12 protein-coding genes, 1 tRNA gene and 1 pseudogene are annotated in these 14,549 nt (G+C 68.6%); 6 read left to right on the plus strand and 8 right to left on the minus strand.

Annotated features, from left to right (window positions below):
- Nucleotides 1–33: 33 nt before the first annotated feature.
- The 3 genes from DNK56_RS08440 (at nt 34) to DNK56_RS08450 (ending at nt 4,086) form a co-directional block, all read left to right on the plus strand.
- Nucleotides 34–2,484: a phosphoribosyltransferase gene (locus DNK56_RS08440; RefSeq protein WP_111332000.1), complete on the plus strand. Its 2,451-nt coding sequence runs from the start codon at nt 34–36 to the stop codon at nt 2,482–2,484.
- Nucleotides 2,481–3,305: an HAD family hydrolase gene (locus DNK56_RS08445; protein ID WP_111332003.1), complete on the plus strand. Its 825-nt coding sequence runs from the start codon at nt 2,481–2,483 to the stop codon at nt 3,303–3,305. The genes DNK56_RS08440 and DNK56_RS08445 overlap by 4 nt, the downstream gene beginning before the upstream one ends.
- A 121-nt stretch (nt 3,306–3,426) precedes the next feature.
- Nucleotides 3,427–4,086, plus strand: coding sequence for an O-methyltransferase (locus DNK56_RS08450; RefSeq protein ID WP_111332005.1), 660 nt, complete (start codon nt 3,427–3,429; stop codon nt 4,084–4,086).
- An 8-nt stretch (nt 4,087–4,094) separates the two neighbouring features.
- Here DNK56_RS08450 and DNK56_RS08455 read toward each other — a convergent pair whose 3' ends face one another.
- The 3 genes from DNK56_RS08455 to DNK56_RS08465 all read right to left on the minus strand — a co-directional run bounded on the left by DNK56_RS08455 (nt 4,095) and on the right by DNK56_RS08465 (nt 6,637).
- Nucleotides 4,095–4,310, minus strand: coding sequence for an FmdB family zinc ribbon protein (locus DNK56_RS08455; protein ID WP_111332007.1), 216 nt, complete (start codon nt 4,308–4,310; stop codon nt 4,095–4,097).
- A gap of 31 nt (nt 4,311–4,341) precedes the next feature.
- Complete coding sequence (locus DNK56_RS08460) at nt 4,342–5,742, minus strand: hypothetical protein (protein WP_111332009.1); 1,401 nt, start codon at nt 5,740–5,742, stop codon at nt 4,342–4,344.
- Nucleotides 5,743–5,869: 127 nt separating this feature from the next.
- Nucleotides 5,870–6,637 (minus strand): DUF4097 family beta strand repeat-containing protein, encoded by a 768-nt coding sequence (locus tag DNK56_RS08465; RefSeq protein ID WP_111332011.1) that lies wholly within the window; start codon nt 6,635–6,637, stop codon nt 5,870–5,872.
- Nucleotides 6,638–6,832: 195 nt separating this feature from the next.
- Between DNK56_RS08465 and DNK56_RS08470 the strand changes: the two genes are divergently transcribed.
- Nucleotides 6,833–6,907, plus strand: a tRNA-Val gene (locus DNK56_RS08470).
- 25 nt (nt 6,908–6,932) lie between these two features.
- On the opposite strand, the gene DNK56_RS35830 is transcribed toward DNK56_RS08470, so the two are convergent.
- The 5 genes and pseudogenes from DNK56_RS35830 to DNK56_RS08490 all read right to left on the minus strand — a co-directional run bounded on the left by DNK56_RS35830 (nt 6,933) and on the right by DNK56_RS08490 (nt 13,323).
- Nucleotides 6,933–7,145, minus strand: coding sequence for a hypothetical protein (locus DNK56_RS35830; RefSeq protein ID WP_241989807.1), 213 nt, complete (start codon nt 7,143–7,145; stop codon nt 6,933–6,935).
- A gap of 1,295 nt (nt 7,146–8,440) precedes the next feature.
- Complete coding sequence (locus DNK56_RS34660; RefSeq protein ID WP_146610509.1) at nt 8,441–9,547, minus strand: ComEC/Rec2 family competence protein; 1,107 nt, start codon at nt 9,545–9,547, stop codon at nt 8,441–8,443.
- Between the two features lie 359 nt (nt 9,548–9,906).
- Nucleotides 9,907–11,283 carry an IS1380 family transposase gene (locus DNK56_RS08480; protein ID WP_111329981.1) on the minus strand — a complete coding sequence of 459 codons (1,377 nt, stop codon included), beginning with the start codon at nt 11,281–11,283 and terminating at the stop codon, nt 9,907–9,909.
- 459 nt (nt 11,284–11,742) lie between these two features.
- Nucleotides 11,743–12,821: pseudogene (locus DNK56_RS08485) on the minus strand (protein kinase family protein).
- Between the two features lies 1 nt (nt 12,822).
- Nucleotides 12,823–13,323: a DUF4240 domain-containing protein gene (locus DNK56_RS08490; protein ID WP_111332014.1), complete on the minus strand. Its 501-nt coding sequence runs from the start codon at nt 13,321–13,323 to the stop codon at nt 12,823–12,825.
- 79 nt (nt 13,324–13,402) lie between these two features.
- On the opposite strand from DNK56_RS08490, the gene DNK56_RS08495 reads away from it, so the two are divergent.
- Both DNK56_RS08495 and DNK56_RS08500 read left to right on the plus strand, forming a co-directional pair.
- The gene (locus tag DNK56_RS08495; RefSeq protein ID WP_111332016.1) at nt 13,403–13,603 is read left to right on the plus strand and encodes a hypothetical protein; all 201 of its coding nucleotides are present in this window, start codon (nt 13,403–13,405) and stop codon (nt 13,601–13,603) included.
- A gap of 164 nt (nt 13,604–13,767) precedes the next feature.
- On the plus strand, nt 13,768–14,541 hold the full coding sequence (locus tag DNK56_RS08500) for a class I SAM-dependent methyltransferase (RefSeq protein WP_111332019.1): 774 nt from the start codon (nt 13,768–13,770) through the stop codon (nt 14,539–14,541).
- The last annotated feature ends 8 nt before the right edge of the window (nt 14,542–14,549 follow it).

Below are 14,549 nucleotides of genomic sequence, written 5' to 3' on the forward strand. Positions count from 1 at the left end.
AGAGAAGCGAACGTGGTGTGGTCGGGTAGCTGGGTGGCGGAGCGACTGGGCGTCGGGCTGGTGGGCGACGGGGAACTGCGCGAGCTGCTGGGCCTGGCCCTGCGGCGCAACCCCAAGCGGGCGCACCTGCTCGTGTCCAACGTCCTCGGCAAGCACGTCCCGCAGCGCCCCTCCGTCGTGTACGCCGCCGGCGTCGAGCTGGGCCGCCGGGTCCGCGCCCTCCTCGGCGAGGACGGCGCGCGCCGGGCGGTCGTCCTCGGCTACGCGGAGACCGCCACCGGCCTCGGGCACTCCGTCGCGGACGGCCTCGGCGACGCCCCCTACCTCCACTCCACCCGCAGGCCGGTGCCCGGCGTGGCCCGGGCGGGCGGCTTCGAGGAGTCCCACTCGCACGCCACCTCGCATCTGCTGCTCCCGGAGGACCCCCGGCTGCTGGCGGCGGACCGGCACGGCGGGGAGGGCTCGGCGCTGGTGCTCGTGGACGACGAGTTCTCCACCGGCAACACCGTCCTCAACACCATCCGCGCCCTGCACGAGCGCTACCCCCGCGACCGGTACGTGATCGTCGCCCTGGTGGACATGCGCTCACCGGACGACCGGGGACGGCTCGCGGAGTTCGCGGCGGAGATCGGCGCCCGCGTGGACCTGGTGGCCCGCACCACCGGCACGGTCACGCTCCCGGACGGCGTCCTGGAGAAGGGGCAGGCGCTGGTGGCGGAACGCGAGGCGGCCGCCGACCCGGGCGCCGCCGACGGGGCCGCCCCCGCCCCGCGCCCCCACACCCGCATCGACCTCCCCTGGCCCGCCGGCGTCCCGGACGGCGGCCGGCACGGCTTCACCGGCGCCCACCGCGCCCTCCTGGAGCCCGCCCTGCCCGCCATGGCGGACCGTGTCGCCCAAGCCCTCGGCGACACCCCCCGCCGCGTCCTCGTCCTCGGCTCCGAGGAGCTGATGTACGCGCCGCTGCGCCTGGCCACCGCCCTGGAGGAGCGCACCGACGCCGAGATCCGCTCCTCCACCACGACCCGCTCCCCGGTCCTGGCCGTGGACGACCCCGGCTACGCGATACGCACCCGGATCGTCTTCCCCGCCCACGACGACCCGGCCGACGGCCCCGGCGACCGCTACGCGTACAACGTGGCCGGCGCCGGCTTCGACGCCGTGGTCGTCGTCGTCGACTCGACCGCCGACACCCCGGCGCTGCACGCCCCCGGCGGCCTGCTCGACCGGCTCGCTCCGCACACCGCGCACGTCCTGCTCGCGGTGATCCCCTCGTACGTACCCGTGGCGACAGCCGCCGAATGCCAGGAAGAAGCCTTGATGCAGCTCCCCGAACCCCTGCGCGGCCCCGCGTTCTCCTCGTACGCGCCGGACGAGGTCGGGTGGCTGCTCCAGGACCTCTCGGAGACCCGGCTCGAAGCGCCCACGGAGGAGCGCGAGGAGGCGATACAGAGCGGGGGCGCGCACTACGCGGAGTCGCTCCCCATCGAGTACCAGCCCTCCGCCGAGTACCAGCGGCTGTTCAAGGAGGCCCTCGACCTGTCGGCCGCCCGCATCGCCCGCGCCGTGGGCACGGTGACCGAGACGGTGCTCGCCGAGCGCGGCCCGCGCCCCGTCCTCGTCTCGCTCGCCCGGGCCGGTACGCCGGTCGGCGTGCTGATGCGCCGCTGGGCCCAGGAGCGCCGTGGCGTCGAACTGCCCCACTACGCCGTCTCCATCGTGCGCGGACGCGGCATCGACGCCAACGCGCTGCGCTGGCTGGCCGCCCGGCACGACCCGGCCGACGTCGTCTTCGTGGACGGCTGGACCGGCAAGGGCGCCATCACCCGCGAACTGGCCGCCGCGATCGTCGAGTTCGAGAAGGCCGGGGGAGTGGAGGGCTTCAACCCGGAGATCGCGGTGCTGGCCGACCCCGGCGGCTGCGTGCGGACGTACGGCACCCGCGAGGACTTCCTCATCCCCTCCGCCTGCCTCAACTCCACCGTCTCCGGGCTCATCTCCCGTACCGTCCTGCGCGCCGACCTCGTCGGGCCGCACGACTTCCACGGCGCGAAGTTCTACCGCGAGCTGGCCGGTTCGGATGTCTCCGGCCTCTTCCTCGACACCGTCGCCGCGCGCTTCGCCGAGGTCGCGGACGCCGTGGACGCCGAGGTGAAGGAGCTGCTCACCGCGGACCGGGCCCCCACCTGGGAGGGCTGGGCCGCCGTGGAGCGCATCAGCGAGGAGTACGGCATCCACGACGTCAACCTGGTGAAGCCGGGCGTCGGCGAGACCACACGCGTCCTGCTGCGCCGCGTCCCGTGGAAGATCCTCGCGCGGCGCGGAGCCGGCCCGGACCTGGACCACATCAGGCTGCTGGCCGAGCAGCGCGGCGTACCGGTCGAGGAGGTCGACTCGCTCCCGTACACCTGTGTCGGGCTCATCCACCCCGCTTACACACGAGGGGCCACGGGCGCCGACGGCAAGGCGGTGGAGACCGCGTGACGGCCTCCCCGGTCACCCTGATCGCCAGCGATCTCGACCGCACCCTGATCTACTCGACCGCCGCCCTCAACCTCACCATGGAGGACGTACAGGCGCCCCGGCTGCTGTGCGTCGAGGTCTACGGACACAAGCCCCTCTCGTACGTCACCGAGACCGCCGCCGGTCTCCTCACCGACCTGACGGACGCCGAGTCCACGGTCTTCGTCCCCACCACCACCCGCACCCGCGAGCAGTACCACCGCATCCAGCTGCCCGGGAACCCGGCCGAGTTCGCGATCTGCGCCAACGGCGGCCACATCCTGGTGGACGGCGAGTCCGACCCGGACTGGCAGCGGACCGTCGCCCGCCGGCTCGCCGACGAGTGCGCCCCGCTGGAGGAGGTCCGCGCCCATCTCGTCGCCACCGCCGACCCGGCCTGGCTGCTGAAGGAACGCGTAGCCGAGGACCTGTTCGCCTATCTCGTCGTCGACCGCGCCGAACTGCCCCCGGAGTGGATGAAGGAGCTGGCCGACTGGGCGGAGCCGCGCGGCTGGACCGTGTCCCTCCAGGGCCGCAAGATATACGTCGTGCCGCGGCCGCTCACCAAGAGCGCCGCCATGCGCGAGGTCGCCCGCCGCACCGGTGCGACGCGCACCCTCGCCGCCGGCGACTCGCTCCTCGACGCGGACCTGCTGCTCGCCGCCGACGAGGGCTGGCGCCCCGGCCACGGCGAACTCGCCGACGCCGGCTGGACCGCACCGCACGTCGAGGCCACCGCCGAACGGGGCGTGGCGGCGGGCGAGGAGATCCTGCGCCGCTTCCTGCGGGCATCGGGCGCCTGACGGGACACCGCCGGGCCGGCGACATGCCCGGGAGGCGTGCGACGGCGGAGAGGGGTGTGCGATAACGGAGAGGCGGGCGCGACGAGCGAGGGGCGTGTGCGATGACCAAGGGGCGTGTGCGATGACCAAGGGAAACTCCACCGAGATCACCGACGAGCTGTACGCGTACATGCTGGCGCACAATCCGCCGCTGGACGCCGTACAGCGTGAGCTCGTCGAGACCACCTACGCCCGGCTGCCCGAACACGCGGGCATGCAGTCCGCCGAGGAGCAGGGCCCGCTGCTCGCCTTCCTCGTCCGGCTGACCGGCGCCCGGCACATCGTGGAGGTCGGCACCTTCACCGGCTTCTCCGCCCTGGCGATGGCCCGGGCGCTGCCGGAGGACGGGCGGCTGATCGCCTGCGACGTCTCGGAGGAGTGGACGGCGTACGGCCGCGAGGCGTGGGCGAAGGCGGGCGTCGCCGACCGCATCGACCTGCGCATCGCGCCCGCCCTGGACACCCTGCGCGCGATGCCCGCAGAACCCCACATCGACTTCGCCTACCTGGACGCGGACAAGGGCAACTACATCGCGTACTGGGAGGAACTGGTGCCGAGGATGCGGCAGGGCGGGGTCATCACCACGGACAACGTGCTCTTCCACGGCCAGGTGACGGACCCCGCCGCGACGGGCGCGGCGAAGGCCATCCGGGAGTTCAACGACCATGTGTCGGCGGACGCCCGGATGGACAGCGTGCTCCTCACGGTGTCGGACGGCCTGACACTGTCCCGCAAGCGCTGACCCCTTCGTCAGCCGCAGCAGCCCCCGCCGCAGCAGCCGCCCCCACCGCCCCCGCCCCCGGCGGCGGGCGCGGTACGGGAGCCGCCCACGGCGACGGCGGAGAGCAGCTTCACCGTGTCCTCGTGCCCGGCCGGGCAGGAGGCCGGCGCGGAGGACTCGGCCATGGGCCGGCTCAGCTCGAAGGTGTCCCCACAGGAACGGCAGCGGTATTCGTAACGAGGCATGACGCCAGGCTAGCGGCAGCGGGCGGACACGTCAGTGGCTGCCCGCGCCCCGCTCCTCGCGGATGTCGGCCACGACGTCCGCGACGGTCCGGCGCAGGGACTCCGTCACGGTCAGGAAGTGCCAGTAGTCCGGGTGGCGGTTCTCCAGCGCCGTGACGGCCTGGTCGAGACGGGACACCGCGTCGTCCAGCGGACGGGCGTGCCGCGGCTCGGGGGTGTGCCGGCCGGCCATGGCGAGCCGCTGGGCGTCGCGGATGGCGAACCGGGTGCGCTCGATCTCCCGCTGCGGGTCCTTGGCGACCTCGTCGAGCCGGCGCAGCCGGTCACCGGCGGCGGACACCGCCTCGTCCGTCGCGTTGAGCAGGGCGTGCACGGTGCTCAGCCGGGAGGTGGCATCCGCCCAGCGCTGCTCCTCGCGGGCCAGCGCGGCCTCCTTGAGCTTCTCCTCGGCCCGGCGCACATTGACCTCGGCCTGCTCCGGTACCGGCTGGAGGTCCTGCCAGCAGGCGGCGGAGAACCGCCGCCGCAACTCGCTGAGCACGGGCTCGACGGACGCGGACCGGGTCGTCAGGGCCTGGGCACGGGTGCGCAGGGTCACCAGGCGGCGGTCGATCTCGGCGGCGCGCTCCGGCAGCTTCTGTGCCTCGGCCCGCACCGCCTCGGCGTCGCGCAGCACCCGGTCGGCGCGCTGGAGGGTCTCGGGCACGCCGTGGCGCCCCGCGCCCTGGTTGAGCTTGGTCAGCTCGGGGGCCAGCGCGGCGAGCCGGGCGGCCAGGTCGTCGGCGCGCAGCCCGGACGCCCGCACCGCGTCCAGGGCGTTGCTCGCGCCGAGGAGCGCCTGCCGGGCCCGCTCGACGGCGGGGGCCAGCCGGGCGAGCTGGGTCTCGGCGCTCCCGAGCAGCGGCCCGAGACCGGCGCCGAACCGGTCGAGCTCGCCCTTGACCCGTACCAGCTGCTCCTTCGCCGAGGTCAGCTCGGCGCGCGCCCGCGAGGCGACGGACGGTTCCAGGTCGTCCCGGTCGAGGTCGTGGGCGTCGACGGCGGTGATGTAGGCGTGGCTCGCCTCGTCGATGCGCCGCCCGAGCGCGGCGAAGTCGTCGACGGCCTTGCGGGCGGCCGGCGAGCTGTCGACGGCGGTGATCGTCTCTATGGAGATCCGGAGGTCGCGCTGGGCGGTGTCCAGCTCGTAGAACGCCTCGGCGGCCGCGTCCTTCGCCGCCTGCGCCTCGGCGCGCTGCCCGCCGCCCCGGCCCCCGAACCACCGCCGCGTACCACCGCCGGCGAAGGAGAGGGGGAGGGCGGCGAGGAGGGGGAGCGGCGCGAGGACGAGGAAGCAGACGTCACGGAGGGCCTGCCCGGCCGCAGGACGCCGACTCCGCCCCCGGACCGCCCGGACGACTGCCGCCTGCGGTCCCGCGTGTGTCGCCGTCACATGCCTCTCCCGTGCCGTTCCAGCCTGCCCGATACATTCTCCCACCAGTAAGGACGAACACACGGGCCGGATAGTTCACGGCGTACGGGACGGTCGTGCGGGCCCCCGGATTTCCGGGCCGGACGGCTCAGCTCCCGTGGCGGACGGCGACGCCGCCGTTGTCGCTGCGGGCCTTCACCACGTGCGCGCTGGTGTTGCTGCGCGGCACCTCGACGGAGACGTGCCCGTTGTCGGAGGACGCGCTCACGGCGTACGTGGTCGAGCCCCGGGGCAGGCTGATGGCGATGCGCCCGTTGTCGCTCACGGTGTCCACGAGGTCGGGGACGCGGTCGAGATCGAGGTCCACGGACCCGTTGTCGGACCGGGCCACCAGGGACCGGGACGCGATCCGCTCGCCGCGGATGGCCCCGTTGTCGCTCTTCAGGTCCAGGGGCCCGCTGACGTCCTTGACGACGACGCCGCCGTTGTCGGAGGACAGCTTCAGGGCCGTGGTGAACTCGGACGCGGTGACCTTCCCGTTGTCCGCGTCCACGGTGAGCGCGAGCCCGCGCGGCACCTTGATCTGATGCCGCGCCTCGCAGTCGCTGATCATCGCCTTGCAGTTCACCCGGAGCGTGAGGGTGTCGCCCTCCAGCCTCCACACGGGGTCCGGCCCGCTCCCGAGGACCACCCAGCCGTCCACCCTCCGGGTCACCTCGATCTCGTCCACATCGGCGGGGACGACCTCCACCACGGAGTTCTCCGCGTCGATGGTCAGCGCCTTCCCGTCGTACGCGAACGACTTGTGCTCGACGGGTGCGTCGTCCACGTCCGTGCTCCCGCACCCGGTGAGCGCCGCGACGAGCAGAACGGCGCCCCCGGCGGCCAGAAGTGCGTGGCGATTGCGGATGGTCATGTGATCAGGTCCCCCTGGGCCGGCTCTGCGATGTGCCTCTTGCGATGTCCTTACGGTAGGCAGCGGCACCCCGCCCCCACGATCCGGACGGCTACCGTCTCCGGGGTGGGGCTATCCCCCGTACGCCCCGCCCGACCCCGCCCGAACCGATTGTCGACATGCGCCGAAGGCCATGTACCCTGTTCCTTCGTCCACGGGTGCGTAGCTCAGGGGTAGAGCGCTGCTCTTACAAAGCAGATGTCGGCGGTTCGAAACCGTCCGCGCCCACCAGCAGGTTGAACCACGAAGGCCCAGGTCACCGGTACTGAACCGGGAGCCTGGGCCTTGTTCGTTCCCCGGCCGCGAGGGCGGGGGAGAGGCGCCGTGCCACATACGTGCCAGATGCCTCGCCGGGTTCGGCAGGCCGGACCTTCCTGATCTGCTCGTCGGCGTGTGCGGCGATGGCGTGGTCACGCCCGTTCACGAGGTGCTGATGGATCAGCGCGGCCCGCACCGACGAGTGCCCCATCCGCTGCATCAGCTCCCGTGTCGTGGCGCCGCCGGTCGCGGCGAGGGGTTCCCGGTGTGGCGCAGATCGTGGAAGTGGACGTCGCGAAGATCGGTGTCCTTCAGGGCCCGCAGCCACAGCCGGCGGAAGTTGTTCCGGCGCAGCTGCCCGCCGCGAGCTTCGGTGAAGACCAGCCCGGTCCGACCCGGACCGGCGCAGACGGGCCAGAATGCCGCTATGGGGAGCGGCGGAGGTGATCACGAAACCTGATCTGGGCTGGGTTTCTGAGCGACTCGCCAGGGATTTTGGAGAATGCGAAACTCGTGGGAACGCTGAAATCCTCCTGGCATCTGTTGTGAGACCTCCTGATTTCGTGCATTCGCTCTGGTCCTTCGGTGCCGTCCACTGCCGTGTTGGACCAAGCCCTTCTCCGGCGACAACTGATACGGAAAGATAGCATGAAATTCGACTCCGCCAACCATTCGATAGAACCCGAGCACAGATAGTCGGCAACAAACGGCACCGTTTACTGGCCACTAAGTCTGTGAGTCTCCAGCCTGCGCTTGCTGAGTCTCGATAGGTAGAAGGACGTCGAGGCTATCGAGTAGTCGTTCTGCGTAGTCACGGGCTGCGGATCGGACCCAATCCGGGTTGACAACCCGCCACCAGATCAGTGTCAGTATTAGGCTGGCTGCGGCGACCAGAGAGAAGCCTACCCGCCAAATAGGTAGCCCGTAAAAGGTCCCGATAGCGAATCCTAGGGTTGCAATACAGGCAGAAACAGATAGGAACAGGCCAACTGTGCGCATGCCGAGCATGTTGCGCCTGAATCCGTACTGGCAATTCTCAAGGAATATCAGGCGAAAGGTTGTGGTGTCCCTCGTTCGTGAGATCAAGTACCGCACGGCCATTTCGTATGCCTCGTCAGTCTTGCTGGGGCTTCTGGCTTCTTGTCTCCGGGACGGCATTTGTTCGCCCAATAGCAATTCTATTTGTTGATGCCTGCGTGCAAGAAGTTTAGAATTCGTGGAGTCCCTGTGACGCAATGCCTGCGTTGTAGGAGGGCCGCCCCAGGACTCCCACAGCGTAGGCTGTATTTTCCGACCTCGATCCCTGACGATCTGGTCGATTAGTCCGATCGCCCCTGTTGCGAGCACCAAAAGCCACAACTTATGCCAGTTAGCAAAATTCGGAATCGCGGCAATGCAAGTCAGTGACACTGGTAGGGTGGCGATAAAGGCTGGGGCGAGGCGTGCCCGGCGAGTGTATCCGTCGAATATGTTGCTGAGGTTTGAACTGGTCACGAAACAGAGGCCTCACGATTCGATCGTAGCGATGCGATCGCCGGAATGATTGTAGATCCAAACGTCTCCATCATCCCAAATCTTGACTTTCATGGAACCGTTATAGCGCGTTGAAAGTACACGATTGGCGACCCTCGCGTACTCGCTTGACGCGTCCGTCGATGGCTTCTTGCCAACGGAACAGATGACAGTGTCAGGCCCCATGGCTTTGACAGCTTCTTCGTGATATCCACTCATCCGCCCGTGGTGAGATGCCTTAAGGATGTCGCACTGCAAGTCTTCCTTGGGGTAGTGGGAAAGAACCGAGTCCCAGGATGCCTTTTCCGCATCACCGGGAAGGATGACGTGGCGACCCGCGTGGCTGATCTTGACTACGTAGGAGCAATCGTTATAGTTCTCCGTCTCATTGCATGCAGATACAAGCTCTGCTGTTGGAGAAAGTATCTGTATGCCATCCTCCTCCCAGAACGAAGCCGTATCCCCCCTCTCTGCCTTGATTACTTTGTGACTACTCGACTGGCCATTTGCGTCTTCTGGCCCAAATCCCAGGCGCAGGCAGTTGTAGACGGCCCAGTCCACGTAAGCGAAGCTGTTCTTCGCGAAGCTATCCTCTTCGAGTTCTTTCTTGTGTGCGGTGTCCCAAAAATTTTGAAGCTCGACGCGCTCTTGCCAGAAGAATCTATGAAGGCCGCTCATGTGATCCATGTCTGGATGCGTCTGAATATATCGAAATATGGATTGGCCGGCGAAATTTGCTGAATAGTATTCGTATGGGTCGACCAGTAGAGACTCATAATAATGTTCCCATGATCGAGAACCTTGAGTCGCCATGTACTTGAAGGCGTAGTGCGAGATTCCCTTGTTTTCCGCTAGCGCTTCGAGGTCGTCTTCTGGCAGTGACTTGCTGTTGTTTATATCGACCATCATCAGGCGCCCGCTCGGAAATTCGATGAAAGTGCAGTCGCCGTGCCCGACGTTCAGAAAATGAAATATGAGCGGCACTGTGCCCCCTGTCATTCGGTTTCCTAGCTTTGCTAGGTGGTGCGCGATCCGACGCGGATCATCTGCTAGGCGCAGCAGCAGGCTGACTGGTGGGGGCGGCAGCTGATGATCTGACACTCATAGTGCAGGAGAGCGATCCAACTTGGTAGCTGTTTGGGGTAACTTGCGAGGCAGTGAGTCAGGCGGCGGGTAGTGAGGGGCAAGCGTGCCAGATCGAGCGGTCAGCCACGGTCAACTGGGGCGCCCAGTGGCGCAAGTGCTGTCTTGACAGGCCCAGCGCCTCGGATTGGCGGATGACCAGCGAGGACGTCCTAACCTCGATCTTTCGTGACGGTCCGTCGGTTCCTCCGGCGGGCCGTTTCGGCTGTTCGGGCGGGTGGCGGGCAGGCTGATGGCCCGGCTGTCGCGTCGGGTGGGCGTCGGGTTCCACGGCTCCGGTCGGGGTGGTGCTGCTCGCAGGGGCGGGGACGTGCTGGTCAGCCGGGGTTCGGGAGAGCTTCGAGTCGGGCGATGGCGTCGGTGATCAGGTCGGTCCAGGGCCAGTGGCCTGCGAATCTCAGGTGTCGGCGGCGGGCGGTGGTGACGAGCTGAGCGGCGGCGGAAAACAGTCGGAGCCTCAGCCGCCGGGGCTCCCACCTGCGGGTTTGCCCGGTGAGGGCGAGCATGGGCATCCAGGCCAGCAGGTCGAGGGCGATTTGGACGATCTCCAGCCAGATCTGGTTCTGTGCGGCGTCGTGGAGTGGCAGGTTGCGCAGGCCGGTGGCGCGGGCGTTTCGGATGCGGTCCTCGGCTCTCGCGCGTTGGCGGTGCCGGAGTTCGAGTGCGGCGATCGGAACGCCGGTGGTGTTGGTCGCGAACGCCGTGAGCCGCAGTCCGTCGGCATCGGTGAGGCGCAACTGGGCGCCGGGGTGCGGGCGTTCCTTGCGGACGATCAGCCGCATCCCCTGCGGCCAGCCCTTGAGGACGTCACCGTCGAGTTCGGCGACCCAGGCGCCGTCACGGATCTCACCTTCCGGTTCGACGGCCACTGTCCAGGCGGCGGGCGGGATCTTGAGGACGGCCTGGTGGATGGCGTCGGTGATGGTCATGCCGACCGAGTACGACAGCCACCTGCCCCGCTGGGCGAGCCAGGCGACGAACTCGTGGGTGCCACCGCCGGAGTCGGTACGAATGAGCGTCTGGCGTCCGCGCCGGTACTTGTTCGGCAGTTGGGCCAGGGCGAGTCGGGCCGTGGTGATGTGGTCGGCGGCGGTGTTGCTGCCCGCGTTCCCGGGCCGCAGCAGCGCGGCCACCGGCTCGCCGGTGCCGCCGCTTCCGTGGTCGACGAAGCCCACCAGCGGGTGATGTCCGAAGGTCTTCTTCCAGGTCGCGGCCGCGTCCTGCTTGTCGGAGTGGGCCAGTACCAGCACCCCGTCCAGGTCGACGATCACCTGCCCGGAGGCGTCCGGCGACGAGGATCCCGCCAACTTCCATATTCGTTCGCGTACTTCGGCCCGCGCGGACCGGATCGCGTTCAGAGCCTTCGGGCCGGACTCGGCCAGGGTGTCGACGAGGCGGGAGACGGTCGGGTCGGAGGCCACCGGGCCGAACACGGCCGGCTCGGCCCGCAGCATCCCGGCATCGGCCAGGCAGTCGCCGCCCAGCGCGACCGCGAGGGCCACGTCCAGCAGGATCTTGCCCGGGTCGTGCACCGCCCGAGCCTTCCGCCACGGCGCCAGCGCCGCGGATATCGCGGTGTCCAGCCCGGCCTTGCGGACCGTCTCGACCAGCAGCACGCCCCCGGCCTGGGAGACCACCGCCCGGCCGCCGCCCTCGATGCGGATACGCGGGTACGACCCGATACGCTTCTTCACCTGAGAAGTGCTTCTTTCCACGGCACGATCTGGACCTTCGACAAGTCCCATCGTTGCAGGTCAGGAGCACTTCTCACGTTTTCGATCACGCTTCGGACAGCCCACCTCATGAAAGCCCGAGGCTAGAGCTCTTTTTCCAGTTCCTCCATCGGTTCGCGAGACGTGAGCTCGATCTCTTTGCCCTCATGGAGGTTCGCGACCTCGAGCGCCCGGCGTACGTGAGCATCAGGAGAGACCCACAGTCAGGCGTCGCCCGTCGGCATACCGCGGGCCGTAGGGGCGAAGGATCTGACACATCACTGACATCAACGGCGGCGGATTGAGGCGGTCGTGCCCGGCTCCTCACGGCAGCGGCAGCCTTGGGAGCGCAAGCGAGTGGGACCGTCCGGTCGAACTTGGAAAGCAGGTGCTGGCGGTTCGAGGCCGTCCGCGCCTGCCAGTACAGAGGCCCCCGGCCGATCATGGTTGGGAGTCTTTGGTGTCTGTGGCGGGTGGGCTGTACGCGTGGTCGGTTCGGGGGAGGTACGGGGTTTTTCTGCTTTGGTGTTGGAATGTGTGGTTGAAGTTCGATGTTGCGGTGGCGGTTGGTGCGTGGCGGGTGAGGATTGCTGCTGCCTCCTTGGGGATTCCGGTGGGGCGCTTGCCCTCTGCGAAGGCGCGCACCAGTTCGTAGCGGCCGTCCCTGTCCTCTCGCCGGTAACCGAAGAGAGCGGTGACCAGCCAGTTCACCAGATATGTGGCGGTGTAATCGCGGTCGTAGGTCCGGTGCCGGTCGAAGAAGTCGGCCTCGTTCTGGGACAGCTCGAACCGGGAGGACAGGGCGAGGCCGTAGTCCGCGAAGTAGAGGCGCCGGCCGTCGGTCAGGATGTTCTCGAAGTGGGCGTCGAAGTGCAGGAGTTCGCGGCTGTTCATGAACGAGGTGCCAGCTCCCGCTCCACCATGGCGCAGGCCCGGTTGGTGGTCCGGTCTCCGGCTTCGATTTGAGTGCTCAGCCATTGGTGCAGGTTCTGCGGGATGTACTCCAGGAACAGTGCGATGCTCGCCGAGGAGTGTTGGAGAGCCCGGATTCGGTGGCGTACCCGCGAATCGCCGTCCCAGTACGCCACGGCCCGTTCGACGTCCGCCAGTTCGTCGGGCAGGGGCGTCGCATCGGGCAGGACCCTCCAGTGGTACATGAGGGGGAAGCCCTCGTACTCGCCCGCGAGTACCCAGTTCGTCGTCATGGTGTGCACGGCGAGTTCTCTCCAGGCCCCGAAGCCCGGGCTGCCGATGGCGCCGATGCCGTACTGGCAGAAGCCGGGCAGCTCGAACAGGTTCGCCGTGGACCGGACGTGCTCGGGCTGCCTCTCCAGGTCGGTAAGGGGCACCCGCTTCACGAAGGTCGGGGTTCCGGCGATCTCCAGCAGAGCGCACTTCCCGCCGATGCCGGTTCCGAGCGGCACCGCCGTGTCCATGAGTTCGAGGAGTGCGCGATCACTGCACAGGGCCAGGGATGTCGAGACGGAGCCATGGGCGGTGAGACGCGCACCGTGGGACAGGTCAGGGGCTTTCACTTTCGCCTCCACGGTTCGCGTGGTGGGGGAGTGCGGGCCAGCCGTCCTTGTTGCTGAACGACTCGTAGCAGTAGCGGGTGGTACGGGGCCATTCCTCGGCCGTGGCCAGTTCGTAGGCTTCGTCCGGGACGTAGAGAAGGCGCTCGCCGTCGTAGGTGGTGGCGGTGTACGGGGCGAACTTCGCGGGGTCGGAGAAGACGCTCTCCCAGGTGTGGCGGCCTGCGGCGACCACGGCGCAGCGGGCGTAGAGGAAGGAGTCGCCCGACTGCGGGAAGGGTGCGCCGTCGTCGAGGGTCATGTCGGCGACCGGGAGGGTGCCGAACTTCTCCTGGTCGAGGCGGTAGAGGGCTTCCGCGTGGCGTTCCGCGAAGGCGGTGATCTCGGGGAGGGGGCGGCGGCTCAGCCTCTTCGCCAGGCGCCGGCAGTTGGCTTCGGTCGCTTCGCCGTTCAGGGTGGCTATCAGTGCCCAGAAGTCGGCCCATGTCATCGTCACACAGGCAGGATGGCAGGCCGGTCCGACAGTCGTGGTTCGCGCGCGTCGAAGGCGTGCTCGGTACAGTCCCGGTGTGACCAGTGAGCCCGAGCCCGCGATTCCGGAGATCACCCGCACCGACTGCGCCCGCTGCGGCACCGAGGTGCACGGTCTGGCCGGTCGGTACGCCTGTGCGCTCTGCGGATGGGTCAATCACTACTCGGAGGGCCACGAGGAACTGCCCGGCCTGGACGCGGACCTCGATCACGGACGCGGACGCGGACGCGAGCGGTAGCGACGGAGGCGGGAGCGGGCCGGACGGCGAGGAGGGAGTACGCGTACGTCGTTGGTTTGTATATGTCGGTGACCGACCTATAGTGACAGCGTTACGTCCCGCCCCGGGCCGCTTCACGCTGCGGCCTTCCGGGGTGCCGCACGCAGTGGAGAAGGTGGAGCAGTATGGCCTCCAAGAAGAACCTCGTCGCCAACCGCGAGTCGCTCGCCCACAAGGTCCGTTACGCCGCACGCCGTCCGGACCGCATCGCGCCCTATCTGAAGCGGGCGGCCAGGGACCGCTGGCTCGCGTTCAAGCACCCGGACCACGTGAACTACTACCGGGCCGTGATGGCCTCGGACACCCGGCGCAACCCCGAGGCCGCCGTGGGCAGTCAGACGCACGAGCGGTGGCTGGCCCTGGGGCAGATGCAGTTCGACTACCTCGTCGAGCACGGGCTCGCCCCCGGCGCCCGGATGCTCGACATCGGCTGCGGCAACCTGCGCGCCGGCTGGCGGTTCATCGACTACCTGGAGGCCGGGCACTACTACGGCATCGACATCTCGCCCGACATCCTGATGGCCGCCAAGCAGACCCTGACCACGCAGGGGCTCCAGGCCAAGGTGCCGCACCTGACCATCACCAAGGACCTGACGCTGGACTTCCTGCCGGACGCGTACTTCGACGTCGTCCACGCGCACAGCGTGTTCTCGCACTCGCCGCTGGAGATCATCGACGAGTGCCTGGCCCATGTCGGCCGCGTACTGGCGCCCGGCGGGCACTTCGACTTCACCTTCGACCGCACCACCGGCGCCGAACACCAGGTGCTGCGCGAGGACTTCTACTACCGGACCGAGACCCTGATCGACCTCGCCGCCCGGCACGGGCTGCGGGCGCGGTTCATGGAGGACTGGGAGAAGCTCGGGCACGGCCAGTCGAAGATACGCGTCACCGCGTAGCCCGCAGG

Source organism: Streptomyces sp. AC1-42W, from assembly GCF_003248355.1.
In the GTDB taxonomy this organism is placed as follows: Bacteria; Actinomycetota; Actinomycetes; order Streptomycetales; family Streptomycetaceae; genus Streptomyces.